Raw genomic sequence first — 23,778 nt, 5'->3', positions numbered from 1 at the left:
GCCCGAAGTTATCGATGAAAGGAAATCCGGTGGCACAGAAGGTTCAGGTCCTTCTTGTCGATGACCTCGACGGTGGCGAGGCAGACGAGACCGTGACGTTTGCGCTGGACGGCAAGTCTTACGAGATCGACCTCACCACGTCGAACGCGGACAAGCTCCGCGGTCTTCTTGAGCCGTACCTCAAGGGTGGTCGTCGTACCGGTGGCCGTGGTTCGGCCGGGCGTGCCAAAGCCCGTGCCTCTGCCACGAGCGGCGGTCAGGACACCGCGGCGATCCGTGCCTGGGCGAAGGACAACGGCTTCGAGGTCAACGACCGCGGCCGCGTCCCCGCTTCCATTCGCGAGGCCTACGAGAAGGCCAACGGCTGACGACGGGTTCGTCTCAACCGGACCCGGTGGCACTGCGTTGCCGCCGTGTCCACAAGTCGTACGAGACCGGAGCCCACGGCGGGATCGCTGTGGGACACCGTGCCACCCCCCACGCAGGACAGGGAAGGCAGTGCCGGCAGCGTCGGCTCCACCTCGCACCCGGGCTCCGGGGGTCGCAGCCACACGGCGGCCCCCTGCGTGCCGGACCACCCCGGAGGCGTGGGCGCGTCGACGAGACCGTCCGCTCCGATGGCCGTGAGGTCCAGCGCGATGTCACCCCATTCGAGCCACTCCAGGAGCCCCGGCAGTTCGTCGGCGCTCCCCGCGGCCACGAAGAGCCGCATCGAATCGCCCCGCAGAGCCACCGGAGCCTTCGGCCCGACATGCCGCAGGGCGGCGAATCCGGCTTCGGCGGGCAGCTGCAGTACATCGAAGCGGAGCCCCGTCAGGAGCTGCACCGGAAGCCCGGGGCGGCGATCGGCCGTCGCCCAGCCGAGCTCGTTCGCGTACCACTGCCGGACCGGATCGCTCTGCTCGACCGGTTCACGAGGCTGGGGAACGGTGATGGCCATGTCCGGAGCAACCGGCCGGAGGGGCTTCGGGTTACGCAGAGTGCCGTCACGAATGCACGCGGTGTCCGGAAAAGGGGCGTACGGACATGTTCGGCGGCGCAAGGGTGTTCGCCCGTAGCGGAGGGAACCGGCGCGCGCCGCATGGAGTGTCAGTCCTTGCGGGTAAGACATCCCTAGTGGGGAGGGGCGACACACGCGCGAGGCCGTCTCACGTTCGCCATCGGCGTAGCTGAGGTGAGGGTAAGTGCTTGGCCTGCGGGAACATCGTCTCGCACCATCGGGTTGGAGCAGTTGTCGGCGTTCGGGGTCAGGAGGCACCTCTTGTTCTCGGCCGGGTGTCGGCAGTTGGAATGAGCGGTCCCCGCTTGCGGGACTAAGCTGCGGAAGGACAGGGAGGGGACAGCCCCCTTACTGCCTGACCGCTCTGAGGAGCGATTAACGATGTTCGAGAGGTTCACCGACCGCGCGCGGCGGGTTGTCGTCCTGGCTCAGGAAGAAGCCCGGATGCTCAACCACAACTACATCGGCACCGAGCACATCCTCCTGGGCTTGATCCACGAGGGCGAGGGTGTCGCCGCTAAGGCCCTGGAGAGCCTCGGGATTTCGCTCGAGGCGGTCCGCCAGCAGGTGGAGGAGATCATCGGTCAGGGCCAGCAGGCCCCGTCCGGGCACATCCCCTTCACCCCCCGTGCCAAGAAGGTGCTGGAGCTTTCGCTCCGCGAAGCCCTTCAGCTGGGCCACAACTACATCGGCACGGAGCACATCCTGCTCGGCCTGATCCGCGAGGGCGAGGGCGTCGCCGCCCAGGTCCTCGTGAAGCTGGGCGCCGATCTCAACCGGGTGCGGCAGCAGGTCATCCAGCTGCTCTCCGGCTACCAGGGCAAGGAGACCGCCGGCGCAAGTGGCGGTCCTGCGGAGGGCACGCCCTCCACGTCCCTGGTGCTCGACCAGTTCGGCCGGAACCTCACCCAGGCCGCTCGTGAATCCAAGCTCGACCCGGTCATCGGGCGCGAGAAGGAGATCGAGCGGGTCATGCAGGTGCTGTCCCGCCGTACGAAGAACAACCCCGTGCTCATCGGCGAGCCCGGCGTCGGCAAGACCGCCGTCGTCGAGGGCCTCGCGCAGGCCATCGTCAAGGGCGAGGTGCCCGAGACCCTCAAGGACAAGCACCTCTACACCCTGGACCTGGGCGCGCTCGTCGCCGGTTCGCGCTACCGCGGTGACTTCGAGGAGCGCCTGAAGAAGGTCCTCAAGGAGATCCGCACCCGCGGCGACATCATCCTGTTCATCGACGAGCTCCACACCCTGGTGGGTGCCGGTGCCGCCGAGGGCGCGATCGACGCCGCGAGCATCCTCAAGCCGATGCTGGCGCGAGGCGAGCTGCAGACCATCGGTGCCACGACGCTGGACGAGTACCGCAAGCACCTGGAGAAGGACGCGGCCCTCGAGCGCCGCTTCCAGCCCATCCAGGTCGCGGAGCCGTCCCTGCCGCACACCATCGAGATCCTCAAGGGTCTGCGCGACCGTTACGAGGCCCACCACAGGGTCTCCATCACGGACGAGGCGCTGGTGCAGGCCGCCACCCTCGCCGACCGGTACATCTCGGACCGCTTCCTTCCGGACAAGGCGATCGACCTGATCGACGAGGCCGGTTCCCGGATGCGCATCCGCCGGATGACCGCGCCGCCGGACCTCCGCGAGTTCGACGAGAAGATCGCGAATGTCCGCCGCGACAAGGAGTCCGCGATCGACTCGCAGGACTTCGAGAAGGCCGCATCTCTCCGCGACAAGGAGAAGCAGCTGCTCGCGGCGAAGGCCAAGCGCGAGAAGGAGTGGAAGGCCGGCGACATGGACGTCGTCGCCGAGGTCGACGGCGAGCTCATCGCCGAGGTCCTCGCCACGGCGACGGGCATTCCGGTCTTCAAGCTGACCGAGGAGGAGTCCTCGCGTCTGCTGCGCATGGAGGACGAGCTCCACAAGCGGGTCATCGGCCAGAAGGACGCCATCAAGGCGCTTTCGCAGGCGATTCGTCGTACGCGTGCGGGTCTGAAGGACCCGAAGCGTCCCGGTGGTTCGTTCATCTTCGCCGGCCCGTCCGGTGTCGGTAAGACGGAGCTTTCCAAGACGCTCGCCGAATTCCTCTTCGGTGACGAGGACGCCCTGATCTCTCTCGACATGTCGGAGTTCAGCGAGAAGCACACGGTCTCGCGACTCTTCGGTTCGCCGCCCGGATATGTCGGCTACGAAGAGGGCGGTCAGCTGACGGAGAAGGTCCGCCGCAAGCCGTTCTCGGTCGTCCTCTTCGACGAGGTCGAGAAGGCCCACCCGGATATCTTCAACTCGCTCCTGCAGATCCTGGAAGACGGTCGCCTGACCGACTCCCAGGGCCGGGTCGTGGACTTCAAGAACACGGTCATCATCATGACGACCAACCTCGGCACGCGTGACATCTCCAAGGGCTTCAACCTCGGATTTGCCGCCGCGGGTGACGTCAAGACGAACTACGAGCGCATGAAGACCAAGGTCAACGACGAGCTGAAGCAGCACTTCCGCCCGGAGTTCCTGAACCGTGTCGACGACACGGTGGTCTTCCACCAGCTCACCGAGGAAGACATCATCCAGATCGTCGACCTCATGACCGACAAGGTGGACGAGCGTCTCAAGGACCGCGACATGGGCATCGAGCTCAGCGGTGACGCGAAGAAGCTCCTGGCCAAGAAGGGTTACGACCCCGTCATGGGCGCCCGGCCGCTGCGCCGGACGATCCAGCGCGAGATCGAGGACATCCTGTCGGAGAAGATCCTCTTCGGCGAGCTCCGCCCCGGCCACATCGTGGTCGTCGGCGCGGAGGGTGAGGGCGACGAAGCCAAGTTCACCTTCCGCGGCGAGGAGAAGGCGGCGCTTCCGGATGTCCCGCCGATCGAGCAGGCGGCTGGTGGCGCCGGGCCCAACCTGAGCAAGGAAGCCTAGGCCTCCGGCCCGCAGGACAGAAGTACAGCAGTACAGGGGCTGCCCCGAACCGTTTCGTACGGTTCGGGGCAGCCCCTTTTCGCGTTCTTGACTGCGGGTGCCTCGTGGCTGGTCGCGCAGTTCGCCGCGCCCCTCAAGGGGCACTACGACGTGATCGTGATGCCCTCCGGTACGTTCCGTACGCGGGGCAGCCGGGGGTTGACCCGGAGCACGCTCAGGTTCGGGAAGCGCGAGAGCCAGGACATGTCCGTGTCGGCCAGCTCGGCGGTGATCCACAGATGGGTGAGCTGCTCGTGCTCCAGGCCGTCGAGGAGTTCCTCGGTGGGCATGACGCCGACGACCTGGATCCACGGCCGCCCGCCGAGGTGCCGAAGGGCCGCGAGCTCGGCGGTGTCGGCGACGGGGTAGTACAGGCCGACCGGATCGAGATGGGCGATGATCTCGCGCGCGTACCGCTCCGTGTCGAAGTGCCGCCACGGGCGGACCAGCTCGACCCGGATGGACAGCGCCGAGCGGTGGCGCAGTCGGGCGAGGTAGTCGATGGCGGCGTCGTCCGCGACGCGGGTCGCCGTGATCGCCAGGAGGAGCGCGTGCTGGTCGCTCGGCACCTGCTCGGGGTCCGGCAGCTGCTCCAGGACGATGGGGCCGACCCAGCCGAGGCTGCGGGCGGCCAGTTCGGTCGTGGGGCGTACGAGGTTCTTGGTGCGGTCGTGCACGAGCTGCTGCACCGCCGGATCGAGCTCGGTGACGTGCTCCAGGCAGGCCGCGGCCATCAGGCGCCGGTGGTTGATGTGCGGGCGGCGCAGGTTCGGGGCGGCGGCCAGGAGCCGTTCCAGGAAGTCGGCGCACTCCTCGGGCCGGGCGTGGGCGGCGGCCATGCGGATGACCTCCTCCCACTCGGCCTGGTGCGCGTGCTCGACGAGGGTGCGCAACTGCCCGCGGGCCACGATCTCCTTGGCGGCCAGATAGTCCTGGAAGGTGCGGTGGATGAAGTCCACCGAGAGACCGGCCTGTTCGCGCAGCAACCCCGTGCGGTGCAGCAGATGACGGAAGATCTTCTCGCCGTCGCCCTCGGCACGCGCGGAGGGAATGGCGGGCAGCGCGCCGTCCAGGATGGCGACCACGCGCCCACGCGGCAGCTCCGAGACGCCCTCCTCCACCATGGCGTGGGCCAGCTTGCGCAGGAGGAGCTCCCGAGCCCCCTGCTGGAGCCGGACATCATCCGCGTACAGAACATCGCGCTCGGGATCGCGGCGCTGGAGGAGCATCTCCAGGGCGGCGTCGTACAACTCCTTGCGGCCTTTGGGCAGTGAGCCCGAGCGGTCGCGGTTGAGGGCGCATATCAGGCCGCACATCAGGGGGTTGGTGGCGAGCTGGCGCAACTCGCGGAAGATCCGCACGGAGTGCAGGAGCCGCTGTTCGTACTCCTTGAGCTTGTCGCGCTCCGCCTGCTCCTTGCACTGCTCGTCGCTCATCGCCGCCGCGTGCCAGTCACGGATGAAGCGGGTGACCTGGTCGCGTGACATCGGCGCGAGCGAAAGCTCCTTGAAGCCCTCCTCGGCGAGACGCTCCTGGGCGAGCCAGCCGTCCTCGACGGCGGAGGGCCGGGAGGTGACCAGACACCCGTTCCCGGAGTAGATGCGCAGCAGCCGACGCAGCTGGTTGCGCAGTTCGCCGCGGGTCGCCTCCGGGGCCTCGTCGATCCCGTCGACCAGGAGCATGGCGCGGCCCGCGAGGAGCGTACGCACGACCCAGCCCTCGGGCGCCTGGTCGGCGAGCGGGTGCCGGATGGCGTGCAGGAAGTCGTCCGGGGCGGGGAAGCCCTCCCGGGCGAAGCGGCGTACGGGCAGGACGAAGGGCACGCGGACGCCCTCGCGCGCCGCCGCCACCGCGAGCCACTGGATGAGGGTGGTCTTACCCGAGCCCGCGACGCCGCGAAGCAGCACCCTCTCGTGTCCCTCCAGGGCCCGGTCGGCGAGCAGCACGGTCTGCGGCTCGCCCGGTACGCCGCTGCCGCTGCTCTCCTCGGCCTCCAGGCTGAGATAGGTGTCCTCCAGGGGCCAGCGGTCCGGCGCGTTGGCGAGGTCCACGCCGACGATGGTCAGCCAGCCGTGCTGCCGTACGACCTCTTCGGCGTACGCGGCCTCGAAGTCCCTGTCCTCCTGCGGCCGTTCGGGCTGGCGGGCCGCGGCCTCCGCGTCGTTCAGGTCGATGAGCTGGCGGATGCGGCTGGCCCGCTCGGCCATGTGCCGCTGGATGTGCGGGGAGCGCCGGACGAAGTGGTACAGGACGTGCAGACACACGGCCACGAGCAGCTCGTCATGGAACGACGCGGCGCCGGGGGAGAGGGAGCGGTCGGCGCCCTGCACGGCGCCGCGCAGACGCCGTGCGTAGTCCTGCGGCCCCAGGCGCACGGCGTCCACGTCCGTGAGGTCCAGCTCCCCGATGGCGAGCAGCGTACGTGTCAACACGACGACCACGGACTCGAGTTCGACCGCAGGGGCGGAGTGCGACTCGGCGGCGAGATGGACGAGGTCGGCGGCCGTGCGGTGCACGTCGTCCGGCGTCGCCGGGGCGTCCGCGCCGCGCCAGGTGGTGAGGGCGGCGATCAGGTCGGGCGCGGCGGGCGGCAGCGGGGGAGGCAGCCGGATGAGCCGTTGTACCAGAGGCGCTGCGAGGGTCGAGGGGATGCGGACAACGGGCTCCATGGACATAGGGGGTCCCTGCGATGGGAGTGCGCGTGCCGTGGAGAGCCAAGGGTAGGTCAACTCCCGCCCGGACGCCGGGGATGGGGCGAGGGGAACCCTGCAACAAAATCCCACCCCACCCCGCCCTCCCACGGCGTGTCGCGGGACTTTCCTGCGATCCCCTCAGCCGACGTCACGTCGGCGATCACGCGGAGGGGGCGTGTATCTCGATGTGGGAGGGGAGGGTGTCGAGGTCGGACACCTGGTGGGTGTCGATCGTCAGGTGGCTCAGGGCGGAGAGGCGCGCCAAGGGGGCGACGCTGACTTTCACCCGGACGGAGAGCCGGGGCACGGAGAGCCGGTGCACGGAGAGGTGCGTGAGGTTCGGGAAGAGTCTCGTGACGTGAGATACCGCCGTCATCCAGTCGATGCCCTCGTGCGACAGGGACAGCTCCGTCACGCCGGAGAAGGTCATCCCGGCCGGAGCGTGGTCGAGGTAGCGGGATGTCAGGTCGAGACGGGCGAGACGGGGGAGGCGCGTGAGGGCGTGCCAGGCTGCGGGTGAGCCGGGATGGTCGTTCTCGCCGAAGAGGACCCACTCCAACTCCTGCCACCTGTCCAGGCTCCGCAGGTCGTCCCCGGCGGGTACGGAGTCGGATACTCCCAGCGTACGCAGCGGCGCCTCGGCGGGGACCGTGTCGAGGCTCCAGGGTTCTCCGATGCCGACGAGGCGAAGCTCGTCCAGGTCGCGCAGCCCGTGGAGCGCCTCGGGGGAGAGCCGGCCGGGGGGCACCTTCAGGTTCAGGAACGTAGGGGTGCACGCCGCGATCAGGCGGGAGGCGGCTGCGGGGGACACGGTCTCGCGGATGTCCAGGAGCTTCGGGCGGATCCCCAGCCGCTCCAGCTCCATGACCTGGTCCGCACTGCGGAGGGTGAAGTGTGTTTCCCCGTCGTCGAGTTGGGTGATGACCGCTTCCGCGTACCTGCGGCAGTCGTAGCGGCTCCACCCCCACATGAGCTGGCTGTGCACGGCGAGCGCGGGATGGCGCGCGAAGCGCGCGAGGAAGGGGATCGCCGCGTCCGACGGGATGCTCGTCGCGGTGATGGCCACGTGACCGGCCTCCTGCTCGTCGAGTCCGTCCGGGCCCGGCAGCAGGTCAAGGACCATGGGGCCGACCGCCGCGAGCTCGCGGGCGGCCTCCGGGCCGCGCGGCGGAATCACCGCGGCCACCCGTAGCTCCACCTGCTCCCGCACCTCCGGCGCCAGCTCGGCCGCATGCTCCAGGCAGGCCGCCGCGAGCAAGTGCACGCGAACCCGCGCCTGTTCCTCGGCGTGGTTGTCCCCGAAAGTCAGTAGCTCGCTGAAGAATTCCGTCCGTTCGCGGGGGCGTGCGTGGGCCACCGCCATGCGGATGACGTCCTCCCACTGATCGTCCGCTGCATGGCGTGCCAGTACGCCGAAGTCGCCTTCGTCGACCGCCGCCCGCGCCCCCAGGAAGTCCTGGAACGTGCGGTGGATGAAGTCGACCGCACCCGGGCCCGGCTCGCGGAGCAGACCACTGCGGTGGAGGAAGTGCTCGAAGACCGTCTTCGCGTCGCCGAGCGCCGCCACCTCCGGGACGGAGGGGAGCGCGTCGGCGATGATCGCTTCCGCTCGCGAACGGTCCATGGTCGTACGGCCGTTGCGGATCAGCCAGTAGGCGAGCCGCTGGAGGAGTTGCAGCTGCGGCTCCTCCCGCAGGTCGGGTACGTCCAGGTCGCGCTCGCGGTCACGGCGGATGAGGAGCATGGACAGGGCCGCCGTGTAGAGGTCTTTGCGGCCGAGGGGGAGGAAGCCTCTGCGGTCACGGTGCAGCGCGCAGATCAGGCCGCACATCAGGGGATTGGTGGCCAGGAGACCGAGGTCGGGCTTCGCGTGTACGGCGTCGAGGAGCTGGCTCTCGTACGAGGTGAGCGCCGCGTCCTCGTCCGCCGCACCCGTGCGTGCGGCCACGTGCCAGCGGCTGATGAACGCCGCCGCGTCCGCCCGGCTCATCGGGGAGAGCGTGAGCTCGGTGAAGTCCTCCTCGGCGAGCCAGTCCTCGCGTACGGCCGAGGGCCGGGACGTGACCAGCCAGCGGTTGCCGGGACAGGCGTCGATCAGGTCGCTCAGCCAGGCGCGGGTGCGGGAGCGCTCGGTGTCGGGGATCTCGTCGATGCCGTCCACCAGGACCAGGGCGCGGCCCGCCGCCAGTACGCGGGACTCCCAGCCCTTGGGCTGCGTGCCCGCCAGCGGGGAGCCGACTGCCGAGAGGAAGTCCGCCGGGGCGGGGAGGCGCTCTCCGTGGCGGGTGAGGGTGCGGAGGGGGAGCACGTAGGGGATGCGGTCGTAGAGGTATGTCATGCGGTCGTCGTCCGGGGCGGGGCTCGCGGCGCTGACCGCGAGCCACTGGACGAGGGTCGTCTTGCCGGAGCCCGCCTCGCCGCGCAGGAGCACCCGGTCGTGCTCGGCCAGTGACTGGTCGGCGGGGCGGGGCGTGGGGGCGATCGGCGTACCCCAGGGGTCACGTCGGACATCGCCGGACGTCGAATAGGTGTGCGTCCGGTCCGTCGCCTCCAGCGACATGTACGCGGCGTCCAGCGGCCACTTTCCCGGCGTACGGGTCAGGTCGATCCCGAAGATCGTCAGCTTCCCGTGCTTCTTCGCGACGTACGCGAGATACCGCTGCTCGAACGCCACGTCCTCCGCACCGGGGAGCGGGTTGCGTGCTATCAACTCATCTATTTTGGCGATGAGTTCAGCCTGCTTCCGGCTCTGCTCCACCGCCGAGCGGGCCACGAAGGCGGACCGCTGCGTGAAGAAGTGCAGGATGTGCAGGCATGTCGTGTCGAGCAGACTGTCGTAGAAGTACGTCGCGTCCGCCGACAGGTGACGGTCCGGGTTGCCGCTCGTCCGGCGCAGGCGCAGCGCCAGGGCGTTGTGGCCGAGCTCGACCGCCTGGACGTCCGTGAGGGTGAGGTCGCCCAGGGCGTGCAGGGTGCGGGCCAGGGCGTCGGTGACGGCCTGCTCCTCGTCGGCGGGGACGGCGCGCTCGCCGGAGGCCCGTACCGCCTGGCGCACCAGTTCCGCCGCGAGCCTCGCCAGATCCTTGTCGGTCAGCTTCCTCTTCTCGCCACGGAAGGAGACCAGGCCCGACAGGCGAACGGGGTTCGCCACCAGGTCGGCGCCGGGTCCCTCACGTACGAACAGCCGCTTGACCAGGGGGGTGACGACGCCCGACGCGAGTCGTATGGCGATGGGGTCCATGGGCGTGAGCGTAATGGCTCATGTGGTCCGGGCAACGGGGCGGCCGTTGACCGTCAGTGTGATGGAGTCGGGCAGTTGGGCGGCGTCGGGTGCGGTGTGGGCCTGCGTCACCGTCACCCGTTCAAGGCGGGTGTGCGTACGCAGCGGGGCGAGGTCGAGGGACTGCGGCTCGTACACGTGCAGGCCGGTCATCGCGGGGAATGCCGTGACCACGTGCCGCAGGTCGCAGTCGGCGCGGCGGGTCATGACCGAGACCTCGCTCACCGTGTCCAGCTGGACTCCGGAGGCCGCCAGGTCCGCCGTCTCCCGCGGGCTCAGGCTCAGATAGGTCAGGTGGTTCAGGTCCGCGACCGCCCGCCAGTCCTCCTCGGAGATCGGGGCCTCCAGCTCCAGGCCGAGCTGGCCCAGGGTTGACTTGAACTTCCTGAGACCGGTGAGTCCGACGGTGTTCCTGGGCGGGAAGACGCATTCCAGTGGGGCTTCGCGCGGTAGCAGATCGAGGATCGGCCACTCTGATTCCGCTCGCGCGCTGACCATGAGGAGCTGATCGAACTCTCTCAGAGGGCTGAGGTCTCGCAGTTGCGGGAGTTCGAAGAGGACCAGATGGTTCAGGGGGAGCCCGGCCACCGGTGCGAGGGAGTCGATGCCGGAGCACGACCGCAGGCTGAGGAACTTCAGCTTCCTGAATCGGCCGACGAACTCCAGGCCGTCGATCACAGCGTTGTCGGTCAGGGTGAGCTGCTCCAACTGGACTCCGCCCAGGGCCTCCGTGATCTGCCTCGCCGTGAAGTCGCCCATGAGGTCGACGCGGCTGTGGCCGCCCATGCGGCTGAGCGCGGAGAGTTCGGCCGTGTCATGGACGACGATCGTCGTGGGGGTCTTCTGGCAGAGGTGACCGATGATCTCCCGCGCGTAGGTCTCCGTGTCGAACCGGTGCCAGTGGGAACCGAGTTGGGCGCGTACGGAAGGGCAGGCGCGGTCCCTGTACTTCACCAGACAAGCCAGCGCCGCGTCCCCGCCGATCCGGCCCGCCGTGGTGACCACGTAGCCGGCCTCCATGTCGTTCGGCACGCTCTCGGGCCCCGGCAGCAACTCAAGGACGATGGGGCCGAGTTCGGCCAGCTCGCGCGCTTCGGGATAGCTCCGCGGCGGAATCAGCTCCCCCGCCCGCCGCTCCACCTCCCCCCGTACCTCGGGGTCCAGCTTGGCCGCGTGCTCCAAGCAGGCCATGGCCAGCAGATGCAGCCGTACGCGGTGCTCGGGCTCGTCGTCCCCGCGTTTCATGACGCCCCGCAGCAGCCCCACCCGCTCGTCCGGGCGGGCGTGCGCGATCGCCATGCGGACGACGTCCTCCCACTGGTCCAGATGCGCGTGCCGCAGCAGCAGGTCGAAGTCGCGCTCCTCCACCGCCGCCCGCGCGCCCAGGTAGTCCTGGAAGGTGCGGTGCACGAAGTCGACGGCTCCCGGCGCCGGTTCGCGCAGCAGGCCCGACCGTACGAGCAGATGGCGCAGGATGTCACCGGCCGTGCCCTGCTCTGCCACATACGGCATGGACGGCAGCAGCCGCTCCAGCTGGTGCACGGCGTCCGTGTGGTCCATCTCCGCGCGGCCGTTGCGGATGAGCCAGTAGGCGAGCTTCTGGAGGAGCTCGATCTGGGACTCCTCGTCCAGCTCCACGGCCATGTCGCGTTCGCGGTCGCGGCGTTCCAGGAGCATGGAGAGCGCCGCGTCGTAGAGCGCTTTTCTGCCGCGTGGGAGGAATCCGCGGCGCTCGCGGTGCAGGGCGCAGATGAGGGCGCACATCAGGGGGTTGGTGGCGAGTCGGCCGAGGTCCTGTTTGGTGCGTACGGCGTTCAGGAGTGTCTCGCCCATGGCCGTGTCGGCTCCGGCCGCCTCGTGCCAGCGCCGGATGAAGACCGTGATGTTCTCGCGGCTCATCCGGGAGAGCGTGAGGTCGGTGAAGTCCTGTGCGCCGAGCCAGTCCTCGCGTACGGCCGACGGGCGCGAGGTGACGAGCCACAGGTTTCCGGGGTAGGCGGTCAGGAGGTCGGAGAGCCAGCGCCGGGTGCGTTCGCGTTCCTGGTCCGGGACCTCGTCCATGCCGTCGATCAGGAGGAGTCCCCGGCCCGCTGACAGGACGCGGTCCGTCCAGCCGGGGGGCTGGGCGCCGGCGAGCGGGTTGCCGACCGCGCTCAGGAAGTCTCCGGGGGTGGGTAAGGAGGCGCCGCCGCGGGTGAGGGTGCGCAGGGGGAGGACGTACGGCACGCGTCCGATGAGGTGGGCGAGGTCGCCCGTCAGTCGGTCCTGGCGGGCGGTGGTGACCGCGAGCCACTGCACCAGCGTGGTCTTGCCGGAACCGGCGGCGCCACGCAGCAGGACGCGTTCGGTGCCCGCGAACACTCCCTCGACGGGGTGGGAGAGGGCGGGTGCCCAGCGCTCGGACAGGGGCACCCCCTCGTGGCTCCCCGGCCCGAAGGCGCCGTCGGGCCGATGGTCCGCGCTCCGGGATGCCCGCAGGCTCAGATAGGCCGCGTCGAGGGGCCAGTCGCGGCACTCGTCGAGGTCTACGCCGTAGATCGTGAGACGGCTGTGCCTCTTCGCGACGTACGTCCCGTAGCGCGCCTCGAAACCCGCGTCCTGCGCGGACTGGGAGGTGAGGCGCTGGATGAGGACGTCGGTACGGGTGATCAGCTCGTCCAGCTGTCGGCTCTGCTCGACCAGGGAGCGGGCGATGAAGGTGGAGCGCTGCGTGAGGAAGTGCAGGATGTGGAGGCAGGCGCTGTCCAGGAGCTGGATGTAGAGGGACGCCGTTTCCTGGTTCAGGTGCCCTACGAGCCGCTCGGTGCCGCCCGCCTGCTCGAAGAGCTTGGTCGCCAGCGGTCCCTGGCCGAGGCGGACCGCCTCGACATCGCTGAGGTCCAGGTCCGCGAGTGCGTAGAGCGTTCGTTCCAGGGCGTCGGTGAGGGCTTCCAGCTCGATGCCGTCCACAGACCGCTCGCGGGCCTCATGGGCCGCGTGCCGCGTCAGCTCGGCCGCCAGCTTGCGGAAGTCCTTCTCGCCGAGAGTCCGCTTCTCACCCCGGAAGGACACGAGCCCCGACAGCCGTACCGGCCTGTCCACCAGTCCCGCGCCCGGACCCTCCCGTACGAACAACTTCTTGATCAGAGGGGCTACGACGCCCGAGGCGAGCCGGGCGCCTATGACCGCGGGATCCATGCGCCGCAGCGTAGTGCCGGTCACATTCCGGAGGGTGTGGATCTCGGGGGCCGGTGACATGACGCACAGGCGTTATGTCCGGTACTAGGCGGAATAGTGGGACTGTTCAGGGTGAGGGGGAGGACCTTCGGACCGCGGGCTCCGGGACGTTCGCCTCGTCGGGGCGGCCGGGTCCCGGCGAGGGCCGGTGCTGGCTCGGAGGGCCGTTCCGAAGTGGGGTTAAACCCGACCTTGACGGGTAAATCCGGCAACTAGTTGAAGGGGGAATTGTCTTAATTTGGGGGTGTCAAGGAGGAGAAAGTCGGGTGGATGGCTACGGCTTTCGGTAGTAGATGGGGGGTTTGGGTGGGTGCCGGGGTGCGGGTTACCAAGGGATGGCCAACCCGGCGGGACGCAGAGCTGCGTATGCCGGGTCCCTTTATGCCCGGCTGTGCCGGGCGCCCTGTGTCCCGGCATGCGCCGCATGCCACACGCTCCCCATCCCGGAGGCCATCCGCATGTCGAAGCGCGCCACGTCCAACCAGTCCGGTCTGTCCCTGCTCCGCACGCGGACGGCCGTCGTCACCGTCGCCACCGTCGGGCTCGGCGCCTCGGCCGTTCTCGGGTCCGGGGTCGCGGCCGCCGCCGACAACGCCAAGGGCGGCGCGCTGCCCGGCGTCTCTGCCGGTTCGATCTCCGCGCAGGCCGACGCGCAGGCCAAGGCCGCGGGCAAGGCCAAGCAGGCCGCCGCGAAGAAGGCCGTCGCCTGGCAGGACCCGGTCGACAAGTACACGCTCTCCGCGTCCTTCGGGCTCGGCGGCAACATGTGGTCCAGCAAGCACTCCGGCCAGGACTTCGCGGTGTCGATCGGCACCTCCGTCGAGGCCGTGCACAACGGCACCGTCGTGAAGGCCGGCGGCAACGGCGCCGGGGACGGTCCCGCGTACGGCAACGCCATCGTGATCAAGCACGACAACGGCACGTTCTCGCAGTACGCGCACCTGTCGAAGATCGACGTGCGCGTCGGCCAGACCGTCGGCACCGGCCAGCACATCGCCGCCTCCGGCAACACCGGCAACTCCAGCGGCCCGCACCTGCACTTCGAGATCCGTACGACGCCGAACTACGGCTCGGCGGTCGACCCGGTCGCGTTCCTGCGCTCCAACGGCGTCAACGTCTGATCCGGTTCTGGCAGGGTATGACCTGCTTCTGACCGGTTCTGGCCCGGTAGCCCCTCAGGGGCCCTCGTGTGCCCGTGTCACCAGTTCGATGGCGACCTCCAGGATGGCCTTGCGCTTCTCCTCGGGGTCGCCTTCGACGTCCTTGAGCGCGAACATCCCGCCGTGCATCGTGAACAGTGCGCTGAAGCAGCGCACCTGGGTCGTCATCGGCGCACCCGGCTCCTTGAGGATGTCGAGCAGGCTGAGCATGCGGTCCTTGAAGGTCTCGCCCGTCTTCAGGTCCCGCATCGTCGCCTGGTTCTCCTGCATGAAGCGGAAGAGCGGGGACGCGTCCTTCAGGATCTCGCTGTAACGGGTCAGGATCGTCCGCTTGATCTCCAGCGTGCGCGGCTGGTCCTTGCCCCACTCCACCAGCTCGTCGATGGGCCTGGTCAGGTCCTCGAAGATGCTGGTGAGGATGTCTTCCTTGGTCTTGAAGTGGTAGTAGAGGGCCGCCTTCGTGACCTCCAGACGTTCCGCGATCTCGCGCAGTGACGTCTTCTCGTAGCCGTGCTCGGCGAAGAGTTCGAGGGCCACGTCCTGGATGCGCTGGCGGGTGTCCCCGCGGCGCTGCTGCTTGCCGCTGCCCGTGTTCGTACCCGTGCCCGCGCCTGTGCCCGTGACCATCTTGGTGCTCCTCGGCTCCCTCGACTCGAATCCTTGGACCCGATTTTACTTACTTGACGCCCGGCTAGTTAGGGGTCTAGTTTCCCTCAGTGTAGTCACCTTGCCGGTCGGCAAGTAAGTGGCGGAAGGCAGTCGGGTGAACCGGGGAGTGGGGAACATGGCGGAGATCAAGAAACAGACGGAGGAGCGGGTGAAGCCGCAGGAGCCGGTGAAGCCGCAGGGACCTGTGAAGTCGCAGGGACCGGTGGAGTCGCAGGGACCGGTGGCGTCGCAGGGGCAGGCCAAGGACGCGCCGCAGCCGCGCAGCGTGCGCGTCGTGATGATGGCGCTGATGGTCACGATCCTGCTCGCGATGCTCGACAACATGATCGTGAGCCCCGCGATGCCGACGATCGTCGGTGACCTCGGCGGCATGGAACACCTGTCGTGGGTCGTCACCGCGTACATGCTGGCGACGGCTGCCTCGACCCCCATCTGGGGCAAGCTCGGCGACATGTACGGACGCAAGGGCGTCTTCCTCACCTCCATAGTCATCTTCCTGCTCGGTTCGGTGCTCAGCGGCATGGCGCAGGACATGGGCCAGCTGATCGGCTTCCGTGCCGTACAGGGACTCGGCGCCGGCGGTCTGATGGTCGGCGTCATGGCGATCATCGGTGAGCTCGTCACGCCGCGGGAGCGCGGCAAGTACATGGGCATGATGACCGGCGTCATGGCGGTCGCCATGATCGGCGGACCGCTCGTCGGCGGCACCATCACCGACCACCTCGGCTGGCGCTGGGCCTTCTACATCAACCTGCCGCTCGGCATCGTCGCCCTCGCGATGGTGACCGCCGTGCTGCACCTGCCGAAGAAGAAGTCGAAGGGGCGCATCGACTACCTCGGTGCGGCGCTGCTCACCATCGGCATCAGCTCGCTGGTCCTCGTCACCACCTGGGGCGGCACCGAGTACGCCTGGACCTCGACCGTGATCATGGAGCTCATCGCGATCGGCGTCGTCGCGCTCATCAGCTTCGTCATCGTGCAGAAGAAGGCCGCGGAACCGATTCTGCCGCTGCACATCTTCCGCAACCTCAACTTCACCCTGATGTCGGTGGTCGGCTTCCTCACCGGCTTCGTGATGTTCGGCGCGATGCTGTTCCTGCCGCTCTACCAGCAGGCGGTGCAGGGTGCCTCGGCCACCAACTCCGGCCTGCTGCTCCTGCCGATGCTGCTCTCGATGATGGTCGTCTCGTTCTTCTCGGGCCGGTTCACCACCTCCACCGGCAAGTACAAGATCTTCCCGATCGCCGGCACCGTACTGATGGTCCTCGGTCTGTTCCTGCTGTCCACGATGGACACCGACACCACGCGGTTCATGGCGGGCGTCTACATGGCGGTGCTCGGCGCGGGCATGGGCTGCCTGATGCAGATCACCATGCTGGTCGCGCAGAACAGCGTCGAGATGAAGGACATGGGCGTCGCGTCGTCCTCGGCCACGCTCTTCCGTACGCTCGGCTCCTCGTTCGGCGTCGCGATCATGGGCGCGCTCTTCAACAACCGGGTCGAGCACACGATGTCCGAGCGCGCCGGGCAGCTGGGCGGCAAGGTCACCGAGCAGTCCGCGCAGCTGGACGCGGACAGCCTGCGGAAGCTGGCGGCGCCGGTGCGGGACGCGTATCAGCACGCGGTGTCGGCCGGTACGCACTCCGCGTTCCTGCTCGGCGCGGTCATCGGGGTCGCGGCGTTGATCGCCGCACTGTTCGTCAAGGAGGTTCCCCTGCGGGGGGCCGGGCCCAAGGACTCCGAGCCCAAGGACTCCGAGCCCAAGAGCTCTGGGGACTCCGAGGCGAAGGACTCCGAGCCTGAGGGCTCCGGGGCCGAGAAGCCGGCCGGGGGTGCGGCTGGGGACGCCGCGCCCGGGACGCGGGAAGCGGTGGCAGAGTCCGTCTGACCTGCGGTCCCACTCCCTCGGCTGAACGGGCCCCGCACCTTCTGGTGCGGGGCCCGTTGCTGTGCGCGTACCGCCTGTCCATCCTGTTCATCCGTGCCCGGCATCCGGGGCACAGCAGTGGCAGCCAGCAGCAGCGGCGGCGGCATCGCGCGCTACTTGTACTTGTCCGGCCTGTACTTGTCCGGCTTGTACTTGTCCGAGAGTTGCAGCATCGGGTAGCTGCCCGTGTTCGTCGGGGCGTGTTCCGGGAGCCAGAGGACGGCCACCGCGCCCTCCGCCGGGTCGTCGGGGCCCGCGCCCGCGGGGGTCACGTTGCGGAACGTGAGCCGCGCGCCCAGGACCCGCGCCTGGCCCGCCGCGATCGTCAGACCCAGGCCGTGACCGACGCCCGCACGGTCCGTGCTGCCGGTACGGAAACGGCTCGGGCCCTCCTCCAGAAGACCCGTGGGGAAACCGGGCCCATGATCGCGGACCCGCACCACGCGCCCCTCGACGCTGACCTCGACCGGCGGCTTCCCGTGCTTGGCCGCGTTGGCGAGGAGGTTGCCCAGGATGCGCTCCAGGCGGCGCGGATCGGTGGTGACCTCCGACTCGTGCACCACCGTCACCCGCACGTCCGAGTTGAGGACCGCGATCCGGCGCGTCACGAACTCGCCGAGCATCAGGTCCTGCAACTCGGCCCGCTCGGCCGCGCTGTCCAGACGGGCCACTTCCAGTACGTCCTCGACGAGCGTGCGCATCGCCTGCGCCCGGTCCCTGACCAGCTCGGTCGGGCGGCCCGGCGGAAGGAGTTCGGCCGCCGTGAGCAGACCCGTCACCGGCGTACGCAGCTCGTGCGCGATGTCCGCCGTCACCCGCCGCTCGGCTTCGAGCCGCTGCTTGAGCGTGTCGGCCATCGCGTCCACCGAGCGCGCCAGATCGTCGGTCTCATCGCGTACGACACCGCCGATGGCGTCTCGTACGCTGACGTCTGTCTGCCCCTGGGCGACCTCCTGCGCCGCGGTCGCCGCCTTGCGCAGACGCCGCGAGAGCTGGCCGCCGATGAGCACGCCGAGCGCGCAGCCGCCGAAGACCACCGAGATGGAGCCGATGACCAGGGCCTGGTCGAGGTCCCGCATGACGGTGGCGCTGCGGTCGGTGAAGCGGGTGTGCAGCGACAGGATGTGGCCGTCGCTCAGCGGTACCGCGGCCCAGATGTCCGGTACGCCGCCCCCGTCGTCCGCCACGTACGTAGCGCGGCGTCCGGCGAGCACCTTCGAGAGGAGTTCCTTCGGCATCGCCGGGTCGTCGATCTTCATGCCGAACTGCGACGTGCGCCCGGACGTCTCGTAGATCCGCTGGGCGTACAGGATCCGCTCGTCCTGCACGTCACGCGCGTTGTCGAGCATCGAGACGCGCGCCGCGTTGTGCACGACCAGGCTCAACGCCACCGCGACAAGGGCGCCGACCAGCGCGATCGCCGCGCTGATCTTCCAGCGCACGCCGATGCGCAGGCGGGTGCCGAGGCGTGTGCGCAGCCGGATGCCAAGGCGTGTGCGCAGGCGGGCGCGCAGCGCGGCCACCGCCCTGCTGCTCATATGTCCCCCGGAATGCGCCTTGTCGTCGTGATGCGCCTGGTCGTCGAGACCCGCCGCGCCGTTCACATCGGCCGCCACGTCGGCCGCGCCGTTGAGTTCAGCCATGCCGTCGGCTCGTCCCTCGGCTCATCCGTCGGCTCATCCCTCGGCTTGTCCGCCTGCTTGTCCGTCGGCCTGTCCGTCGACTCATGCCTTGAGCTTGTAGCCGAAGCCGCGGACCGTCTCGATCCGGTCCTGGCCCACCTTCGTACGCAGTCGCTGCACATGGACGTCGACGACGCGGGTGTCACCGCCCCAGCCGTAGTCCCACACGCGCTCAAGGAGCTTGTCGCGGGAGAGGACCGTGCCGGGCGCGGACGAGAATTCGAGCAGCAGACGCATCTCGGTCGGCGTCAGCCCCACCGGAGCACCGTCCCTGCGGACCTCCATGCCCTCCGTGTCGATCTCCAGATCGCCGAAGTGCAGCACGCCGCCGTCCAGCGAACCGCCCTCACCGGCGGTGGGCCCCGCCGAGTCGGGCCCGCTCGCGTGCCCGAAGCGGCGCAGCACGGCGCGGATCCTGGCGACCAGGACGGCGCCGTCGAACGGCTTCGTCACGTAGTCGTCGGCCCCCGCCTCGAGGCCCAGTACGACGTCGATGGAGTCCGCACGCGCCGAGAGCATGATCACCGGGACCGTGGACTCGTCGCGGATGCGGCGGCATAGCGAGACGCCGTCCAGGCCCGGCACCATCACGTCGAGCAGGGCGATGTCCGGGCGGTCGGCACGGAACGCCTCAAGGCCGAGCAGGCCGTCGGGCATCGCCGTGACGACGAAGCCGTCCCGTTCGAGCGCGAGCTGCGTCGCCTCGCGGATGACGTCGTCGTCCTCGACGAACAGGACATGGGTGTGCTCTGCCATCGGGTGCTCTCAGTTCTCCGTCGGGGCGGGAGTATCGCCGCCCGCCGCGCTGCTGTAGCGGTTGCGGATGCGGTCCGTCTCCCGGAAATGGTTCGCGGCCCACTCGTACGTGATGACGTCCTCGCCGGATGGATACGACACCGGATCGCCCTTCTCGTACAGCTGCTTGGTGACGACCAGATTGCCCCGGTCGATCTCCGCGTAGACGGGCGGCTCCTCGTCCTGGAAGACATTCTCGTACTTCTTGCCCTCGGTGCGATACACAAAAGAGCTGGTACCGACCGCATCGCCGCAGGTCATGATGTTGATGACGACATCGGGTGCGGAGCCTGAGGTCAGGTTGCCGTATGAGACGTCCACCGGGTACTCATCGGCGACGCAGGGCTTCAGATCCCGCTTGACCGCCTGGCTGACCTTCGGGTCGTCCTCTATGAGTCTCACCGCCTCACGTGTGGAGGGCGGCGAGGGCGCGGACGTCTCCGAAGGCGAGGGGGACGGCGACGGGGACATCACCGCCTCGCCCCTGTTGCCGGGACCCTCGTCGCGGGCGCCGGAGCCGCCGGTCGAGCAGGCGGTGAGCGAAAGGCCTATGGCGGCGAGCGCGGCCCCTGCCGCACTCCCCGCCCTCATGGTCCTGCCAGCCCGAGTGCTTAGGCCGCGCAACGCTCCCGCTCCTCACGTTCGAGCGCGCCGGTGGCGGGCCTCTCGTGGTCCCGGCTCTCCAGCTCCTGGCGGAGCCGGGCGAGCGCCCGGTGCAGTGTGCTCTTGACCGTTCCCGCCGACATGCCGAGTGCCGCGGCGGTCTCCTCTGTGGACATCTGCTCCCAGTGTCGCAGCACGACGACGCTGCGCTGCTTGGGTGCGAGCACCTTCATGATGTCCATCAGGAGGGCGCGGTCCGCATGCTGTTCGGTGGAGTCTTCCACGCTCGCGTCGGGCAGCTGCTCGGTGGGGACCTCTTCGAGCTTGCGGGCCCGCCACCACTCCGTACGCGTGTTGATCATGACGCGGCGCAGGTAGGCGTCCGCGAGCCGCTTGTCGGCTATGCCGTCCCAGCGGCCGTACGTCCGCACGAGCGCGGTCTGAAGCAGGTCCTGGGCGTCGACGGGGTCGGGGACCAGGCGCCGGGCACTGCGCAGCAGGGCGTCCTGCCGTGTGCGGACGTACTCTTCGAACTCGAGCACCTCGCCGTGCGCCATCTCTGACCACCTCTCGTTCCCACCGTCTGCTTCGACCGCTGTCCTTGCCTGTGCGGTACAGCAATGAAGCTACGGACGGCTTGTCACGAGGCTGTGCGGAGCAGCCAGCGGAGGGCGCACGGCCTTCCGTCGGTTGTGTAACAGATGTAGGCGGGGCGTAAAGCGAGGCTGTTCATCGGACGGTTTGTCAGCTTCGGGAGCTGCGGGAGCGGGAGCTGCGGGAGCTGCGGGAACTGCTTGAGTCGCTTCAGCCGCTTCTCAGCTGCTTTTCCGTTGCTTCCTCAGGTGAGGGGCAGGCGGTAGAGGTTCCCGGCGAGTGGCTCGACGAGGCCGTCGGCGACAAGCCCGTCCAGCGCGCGGGCCCGCTGCACGGGCTCGTCCCACACCCGGTCGAGGGCCGCCTGCGGAACGGGAGCCACGGCCTCCCGAAGCACCGCGAGCAGCTTGCCGCGGACCTGGCGGTCCGTGCCCGCGTATGTCTGACCCCGGCGGGCCGGACCCTGGTGCGCCGGTTTGCCCGCCGCCTGCCACGCGCACTGCTCGGCGATGGGGCAGCGGGCGCAGTTCTCGTTCTTGGCGGTGCAGACGAGAGCACCGAGCTCCATGGAGGCGGCGGCCCAGCGGGACGCCGTGCGCTCGTCGTCGGGCAGGAGGGCGCGGGCGAGCTTGCGCTCGGCGGCGGTGGTGGCGTTGGGCGGGTACTGGACGCCGGTGACGGCGCGGGCGAAGACGCGGCGCACGTTCGTGTCGAGGACGGCGTGCCGCTGCCCGTACGCGAAGGAGGCGACGGCCGCGGCGGTGTACTCACCGATGCCGGGCAGCGCGAGCAGCTGTGCGTGCTTCGCCGGTACGTCGCCGCCGTGCCGTTCCGTTATGGCGACGGCGGCGCCGTGCAGCCGGAGCGCGCGGCGCGGATAGCCCAGGCGTCCCCAGGCGCGGACGGCTTCGCCAGGGGCCTCCTTGGCGAGGTCGGCGGGGCGGGGCCAGCGGGCGATCCACTGCTCGTACACCGGCAGGACGCGGCTGACCGGCGTCTGCTGCAGCATGAACTCGCTGACCATCACTCCCCAGGGCCCGGCGTCGGGCCGACGCCAGGGCAGATCGCGCGCGTTCGCGTCGAACCAGGCGATGACGGGACCGTGCAGGGCCTCGGGGACGGGCTCGGGGGTGTCTGACATCGGCATGGGCGGCATGGGCTTCGTGGGCGCAGTCATGGCAGGACGATCCTGCCATGGGGGCGGCGGGGGGCGGGACAGGCGGGGCGGTTGCGTGGCGATCGGGCGGGTGGAGAGGTCTGTTCGGTGAGGGGGGATGCGGGGTGATGCGTGGCGATGCGTGGCGATGCGGGGGGATACGGGGTGATGCGTGGTGATCGGGCAGGTGGGAGGGGGAGCCATGCCCGTCAAGCGCCGAGCCCCTCGTCCCGAGCCCCGAGCCCCGAGCCCCGAGCCCCCAGCCCCCAGCCCCCAGCCCCGAGGCCCGAGGACCTGACGATCGGCAGGGGCGCCCACAGGGCCCCGGGAAGTAGCGTCACGCAGGTGAGAAGCAGACGCCGGGCGGACGCCCTCCTCTGGGCAGCGCTGGCCATCCCCGCGCTGACAGTGGACAGGATGGGCCTGAACGAGCCCCGCCCGGCCTGGCAACAGGCAGCGGGCATCGCGGTACTGGGCCTCGCCGCAGCCGCCTGGCGCCGCTGGCCCCAGGCGGGCTTCGCAGCGGCAGCAGGCCTGGAGCTCGCAGCGGCGCCCTCCCTGTTCACGCTCTCGTACGGCACAGCCCTCGCGGTGTTCGCCCTGCTCATGGGCCGCAAAGCCACCCGCGTCCGGCCCGCGCTCCTCCTCTTCGGGGCCATCGCCCTGCTGGGCACAGCAAAGATCGTCGTACGCGGGGTCGACCCCGTCGTGGAGTGGCTCGTCCTCATGGGCACCCTGCTCTTCGGCGCCGTCTTCCCATGGCTCGCGGGGCGCTACCTCCGGCAGGGCCGGGAACTCGCCGCCGCGGGATGGGCCCGCGCAGGCCAGCTCGAGCGCGAGCAGCGCATCGTCGCCGACCGGGCCAGGCTGCGGGAACGGGCCCGGATCGCCCAGGACATGCATGACTCCCTGGGGCACGAGCTGAGCCTCATCGCGGTACGGGCCGGCGCACTCCAAGTCGCCGCCGACCTGCCGGAACGGCACCGAGGCGCCGCCGCCGATCTGCGCGTGGCCGCGTCGGACGCCACGGACCGGCTGCACGAGATCATCGGGCTGCTGAGGGAAGAGGGGGACGAGGTCGCGCCGCTGGCCCCGGCGGGCGAAAGCGTACGGGCCCTGGTGGAGCGGGCCGCCGACTCGGGCCTGCCGGTCCGGTACGTGGCCGGGGACGCGGATGAGCACCGTACGGAATCACCTCAGACAGAAGAGCCGCCCCCGAGAGGCGAGCCACACCGCACAGAAGAGCCGCCCCCGAGAGACGAGCCACACCGCACAGAAGAGACCGACCGAACCGTCCACCGCATCGTCCAGGAAGCCCTCACCAACGCCGCCAAGCACGCCCCCGGCGCCTCCGTGACCGTCGAGGTGCGGACGGCGGCCGTGGTCGTCACCAACGGGCCCGCCAAGGAGCCGGGTTCGGGGCCGGGCGTCGGCTCCGGCCTCGTAGGCCTGCGGGCCAGGGTCGAAGACCTCGGCGGCACCTTCGACGCAGGGCCGCACGGCGACGGATTCCGGGTCGTCGCACGGCTCCCCACAGAGGGCGAGGCACCGCTCCCGGTGACACCCACCGCCGCGGTCCTCACCGGTCCCGCGTACGCGAGACGCCGCACCGTGCTGGCCTTCGGAGCCGCCCTGGCCACCGGAGTACTTCTCGTGGGCGGCGCCTTCGCCTGGTACGCGTACTCGCGATCGCACGCCGTACTCGAACCGGCCGACTTCGCCCGCCTCACGGTCGGCCAGGCCCAGGCCGACGCCGTACGGCTGCTGCCCGACAGAGACGCGTCCGATCCGCCCGACGAGCGCGCCCCGACCCCGCCTCCCGAGGGCGCCGACTGCCGCTACTACCGCGCCAGCGGCGAACTCTTCGTCACGGTCGAGCACTTCAGGGTCTGTTTCGACGACGGGGCCCTCGTGGAGAAGAGCGTGATCCCCAAGGCCGGGGTCGGGGCCGGAGCCGTCGGCGAAGTGCGGGAGCACGTGAAGGAGTGAGGAGCGAGGAGCGAGGAGCGAGGAATGCGGAGTGAGGAATGCGGAGTGAGGAGCGAGGTGTGAAG

Annotated in this window: 15 protein-coding genes; 5 read left to right on the top strand and 10 right to left on the bottom strand. The window is 69.6% G+C overall.

Annotated features, from left to right (window positions below; genetic code table 11):
* Positions 1-29: 29 nt before the first annotated feature.
* Positions 30-368 carry a histone-like nucleoid-structuring protein Lsr2 gene (locus ACZ5CR_RS19000; RefSeq protein WP_351171837.1) on the top strand — a complete coding sequence of 113 codons (339 nt, stop codon included), beginning with the start codon at positions 30-32 and terminating at the stop codon, positions 366-368.
* Here ACZ5CR_RS19000 and ACZ5CR_RS18995 read toward each other — a convergent pair.
* The gene (locus ACZ5CR_RS18995) at positions 347-940 is read right to left on the bottom strand and encodes an SCO3374 family protein (RefSeq protein ID WP_468858900.1); all 594 of its coding nucleotides are present in this window, start codon (positions 938-940) and stop codon (positions 347-349) included. The two genes, ACZ5CR_RS19000 and ACZ5CR_RS18995, sit on opposite strands and share 22 nt — an antisense overlap.
* A 441-nt stretch (positions 941-1,381) precedes the next feature.
* Between ACZ5CR_RS18995 and ACZ5CR_RS18990 the strand changes: the two genes are divergently transcribed.
* Complete coding sequence (locus tag ACZ5CR_RS18990; RefSeq protein ID WP_468858897.1) at positions 1,382-3,910, top strand: ATP-dependent Clp protease ATP-binding subunit; 2,529 nt, start codon at positions 1,382-1,384, stop codon at positions 3,908-3,910.
* A gap of 143 nt (positions 3,911-4,053) precedes the next feature.
* Here ACZ5CR_RS18990 and ACZ5CR_RS18985 read toward each other — a convergent pair whose 3' ends face one another.
* The 3 genes from ACZ5CR_RS18985 to ACZ5CR_RS18975 all read right to left on the bottom strand — a co-directional run bounded on the left by ACZ5CR_RS18985 (position 4,054) and on the right by ACZ5CR_RS18975 (position 13,123).
* Positions 4,054-6,618, bottom strand: coding sequence for an NACHT domain-containing protein (locus ACZ5CR_RS18985; RefSeq protein ID WP_468858894.1), 2,565 nt, complete (start codon positions 6,616-6,618; stop codon positions 4,054-4,056).
* 184 nt (positions 6,619-6,802) lie between these two features.
* The gene (locus ACZ5CR_RS18980) at positions 6,803-9,883 is read right to left on the bottom strand and encodes an NACHT domain-containing protein (protein ID WP_468858892.1); all 3,081 of its coding nucleotides are present in this window, start codon (positions 9,881-9,883) and stop codon (positions 6,803-6,805) included.
* A gap of 18 nt (positions 9,884-9,901) precedes the next feature.
* A complete protein-coding gene (locus tag ACZ5CR_RS18975; RefSeq protein WP_468858889.1) occupies positions 9,902-13,123 on the bottom strand; it encodes an NACHT domain-containing protein in 3,222 nt (1,073 codons plus the stop codon).
* A gap of 473 nt (positions 13,124-13,596) precedes the next feature.
* On the opposite strand from ACZ5CR_RS18975, the gene ACZ5CR_RS18970 reads away from it, so the two are divergent.
* Positions 13,597-14,259: a M23 family metallopeptidase gene (locus tag ACZ5CR_RS18970; RefSeq protein ID WP_468858886.1), complete on the top strand. Its 663-nt coding sequence runs from the start codon at positions 13,597-13,599 to the stop codon at positions 14,257-14,259.
* 54 nt (positions 14,260-14,313) lie between these two features.
* Here ACZ5CR_RS18970 and ACZ5CR_RS18965 read toward each other — a convergent pair whose 3' ends face one another.
* Positions 14,314-14,925 carry a TetR/AcrR family transcriptional regulator gene (locus tag ACZ5CR_RS18965; RefSeq protein WP_468858884.1) on the bottom strand — a complete coding sequence of 204 codons (612 nt, stop codon included), beginning with the start codon at positions 14,923-14,925 and terminating at the stop codon, positions 14,314-14,316.
* Positions 14,926-15,244: 319 nt separating this feature from the next.
* Here ACZ5CR_RS18965 and ACZ5CR_RS18960 point away from each other — a divergent pair, with 319 nt between their 5' ends.
* Positions 15,245-16,855, top strand: coding sequence for an MDR family MFS transporter (locus tag ACZ5CR_RS18960; RefSeq protein ID WP_468859211.1), 1,611 nt, complete (start codon positions 15,245-15,247; stop codon positions 16,853-16,855).
* A gap of 152 nt (positions 16,856-17,007) precedes the next feature.
* Here the strand turns inward: ACZ5CR_RS18960 and cseC are convergent, their stop codons facing one another.
* From cseC to ACZ5CR_RS18935, 5 genes are all read right to left on the bottom strand, one after another.
* Positions 17,008-18,432 carry a two-component system sensor histidine kinase CseC gene (gene cseC / locus ACZ5CR_RS18955; protein ID WP_468859209.1) on the bottom strand — a complete coding sequence of 475 codons (1,425 nt, stop codon included), beginning with the start codon at positions 18,430-18,432 and terminating at the stop codon, positions 17,008-17,010.
* Positions 18,433-18,618: 186 nt separating this feature from the next.
* A complete protein-coding gene (gene cseB / locus ACZ5CR_RS18950) occupies positions 18,619-19,332 on the bottom strand; it encodes a two-component system response regulator CseB (RefSeq protein ID WP_468858882.1) in 714 nt (237 codons plus the stop codon).
* Between the two features lie 9 nt (positions 19,333-19,341).
* Positions 19,342-19,962, bottom strand: a complete 621-nt coding sequence (locus tag ACZ5CR_RS18945) for a hypothetical protein (RefSeq protein ID WP_389901624.1) — start codon at positions 19,960-19,962, stop codon at positions 19,342-19,344.
* A gap of 20 nt (positions 19,963-19,982) precedes the next feature.
* On the bottom strand, positions 19,983-20,531 hold the full coding sequence (locus tag ACZ5CR_RS18940; protein ID WP_389901622.1) for a SigE family RNA polymerase sigma factor: 549 nt from the start codon (positions 20,529-20,531) through the stop codon (positions 19,983-19,985).
* A 281-nt stretch (positions 20,532-20,812) separates the two neighbouring features.
* Positions 20,813-21,745: an HhH-GPD family protein gene (locus ACZ5CR_RS18935; protein WP_468858879.1), complete on the bottom strand. Its 933-nt coding sequence runs from the start codon at positions 21,743-21,745 to the stop codon at positions 20,813-20,815.
* A 324-nt stretch (positions 21,746-22,069) separates the two neighbouring features.
* On the opposite strand from ACZ5CR_RS18935, the gene ACZ5CR_RS18930 reads away from it, so the two are divergent.
* The gene (locus tag ACZ5CR_RS18930; protein ID WP_468858876.1) at positions 22,070-23,713 is read left to right on the top strand and encodes a sensor histidine kinase; all 1,644 of its coding nucleotides are present in this window, start codon (positions 22,070-22,072) and stop codon (positions 23,711-23,713) included.
* The last annotated feature ends 65 nt before the right edge of the window (positions 23,714-23,778 follow it).

The sequence above is a fragment of the Streptomyces sp. NPDC031274 genome (assembly GCF_055570235.1).
The sequence above is the reverse complement of the archived record's forward strand: the minus strand, read 5'-3'. Positions and strand labels throughout refer to the sequence as shown.

What these genes read in the sequence shown, in the direction of transcription:
- ACZ5CR_RS18970 (WP_468858886.1), top strand. Translation starts at nt 13,597, where the DNA reads ATGTCGAAGCGCGCCACGTCCAACCAGTCCGGTCTGTCCCTGCTCCGC.
- ACZ5CR_RS18945 (WP_389901624.1), bottom strand. Translation starts at nt 19,962, where the DNA reads ATGAGGGCGGGGAGTGCGGCAGGGGCCGCGCTCGCCGCCATAGGCCTT.
- ACZ5CR_RS18935 (WP_468858879.1), bottom strand. Translation starts at nt 21,745, where the DNA reads ATGACTGCGCCCACGAAGCCCATGCCGCCCATGCCGATGTCAGACACC.
- ACZ5CR_RS18985 (WP_468858894.1), bottom strand. Translation starts at nt 6,618, where the DNA reads ATGGAGCCCGTTGTCCGCATCCCCTCGACCCTCGCAGCGCCTCTGGTA.
- ACZ5CR_RS18990 (WP_468858897.1), top strand. Translation starts at nt 1,382, where the DNA reads ATGTTCGAGAGGTTCACCGACCGCGCGCGGCGGGTTGTCGTCCTGGCT.
- ACZ5CR_RS18980 (WP_468858892.1), bottom strand. Translation starts at nt 9,883, where the DNA reads ATGGACCCCATCGCCATACGACTCGCGTCGGGCGTCGTCACCCCCCTG.
- ACZ5CR_RS18965 (WP_468858884.1), bottom strand. Translation starts at nt 14,925, where the DNA reads ATGGTCACGGGCACAGGCGCGGGCACGGGTACGAACACGGGCAGCGGC.
- ACZ5CR_RS18995 (WP_468858900.1), bottom strand. Translation starts at nt 940, where the DNA reads ATGGCCATCACCGTTCCCCAGCCTCGTGAACCGGTCGAGCAGAGCGAT.
- ACZ5CR_RS18960 (WP_468859211.1), top strand. Translation starts at nt 15,245, where the DNA reads ATGATGGCGCTGATGGTCACGATCCTGCTCGCGATGCTCGACAACATG.
- ACZ5CR_RS18940 (WP_389901622.1), bottom strand. Translation starts at nt 20,531, where the DNA reads ATGGCGCACGGCGAGGTGCTCGAGTTCGAAGAGTACGTCCGCACACGG.
- cseB (WP_468858882.1), bottom strand. Translation starts at nt 19,332, where the DNA reads ATGGCAGAGCACACCCATGTCCTGTTCGTCGAGGACGACGACGTCATC.
- cseC (WP_468859209.1), bottom strand. Translation starts at nt 18,432, where the DNA reads ATGAGCAGCAGGGCGGTGGCCGCGCTGCGCGCCCGCCTGCGCACACGC.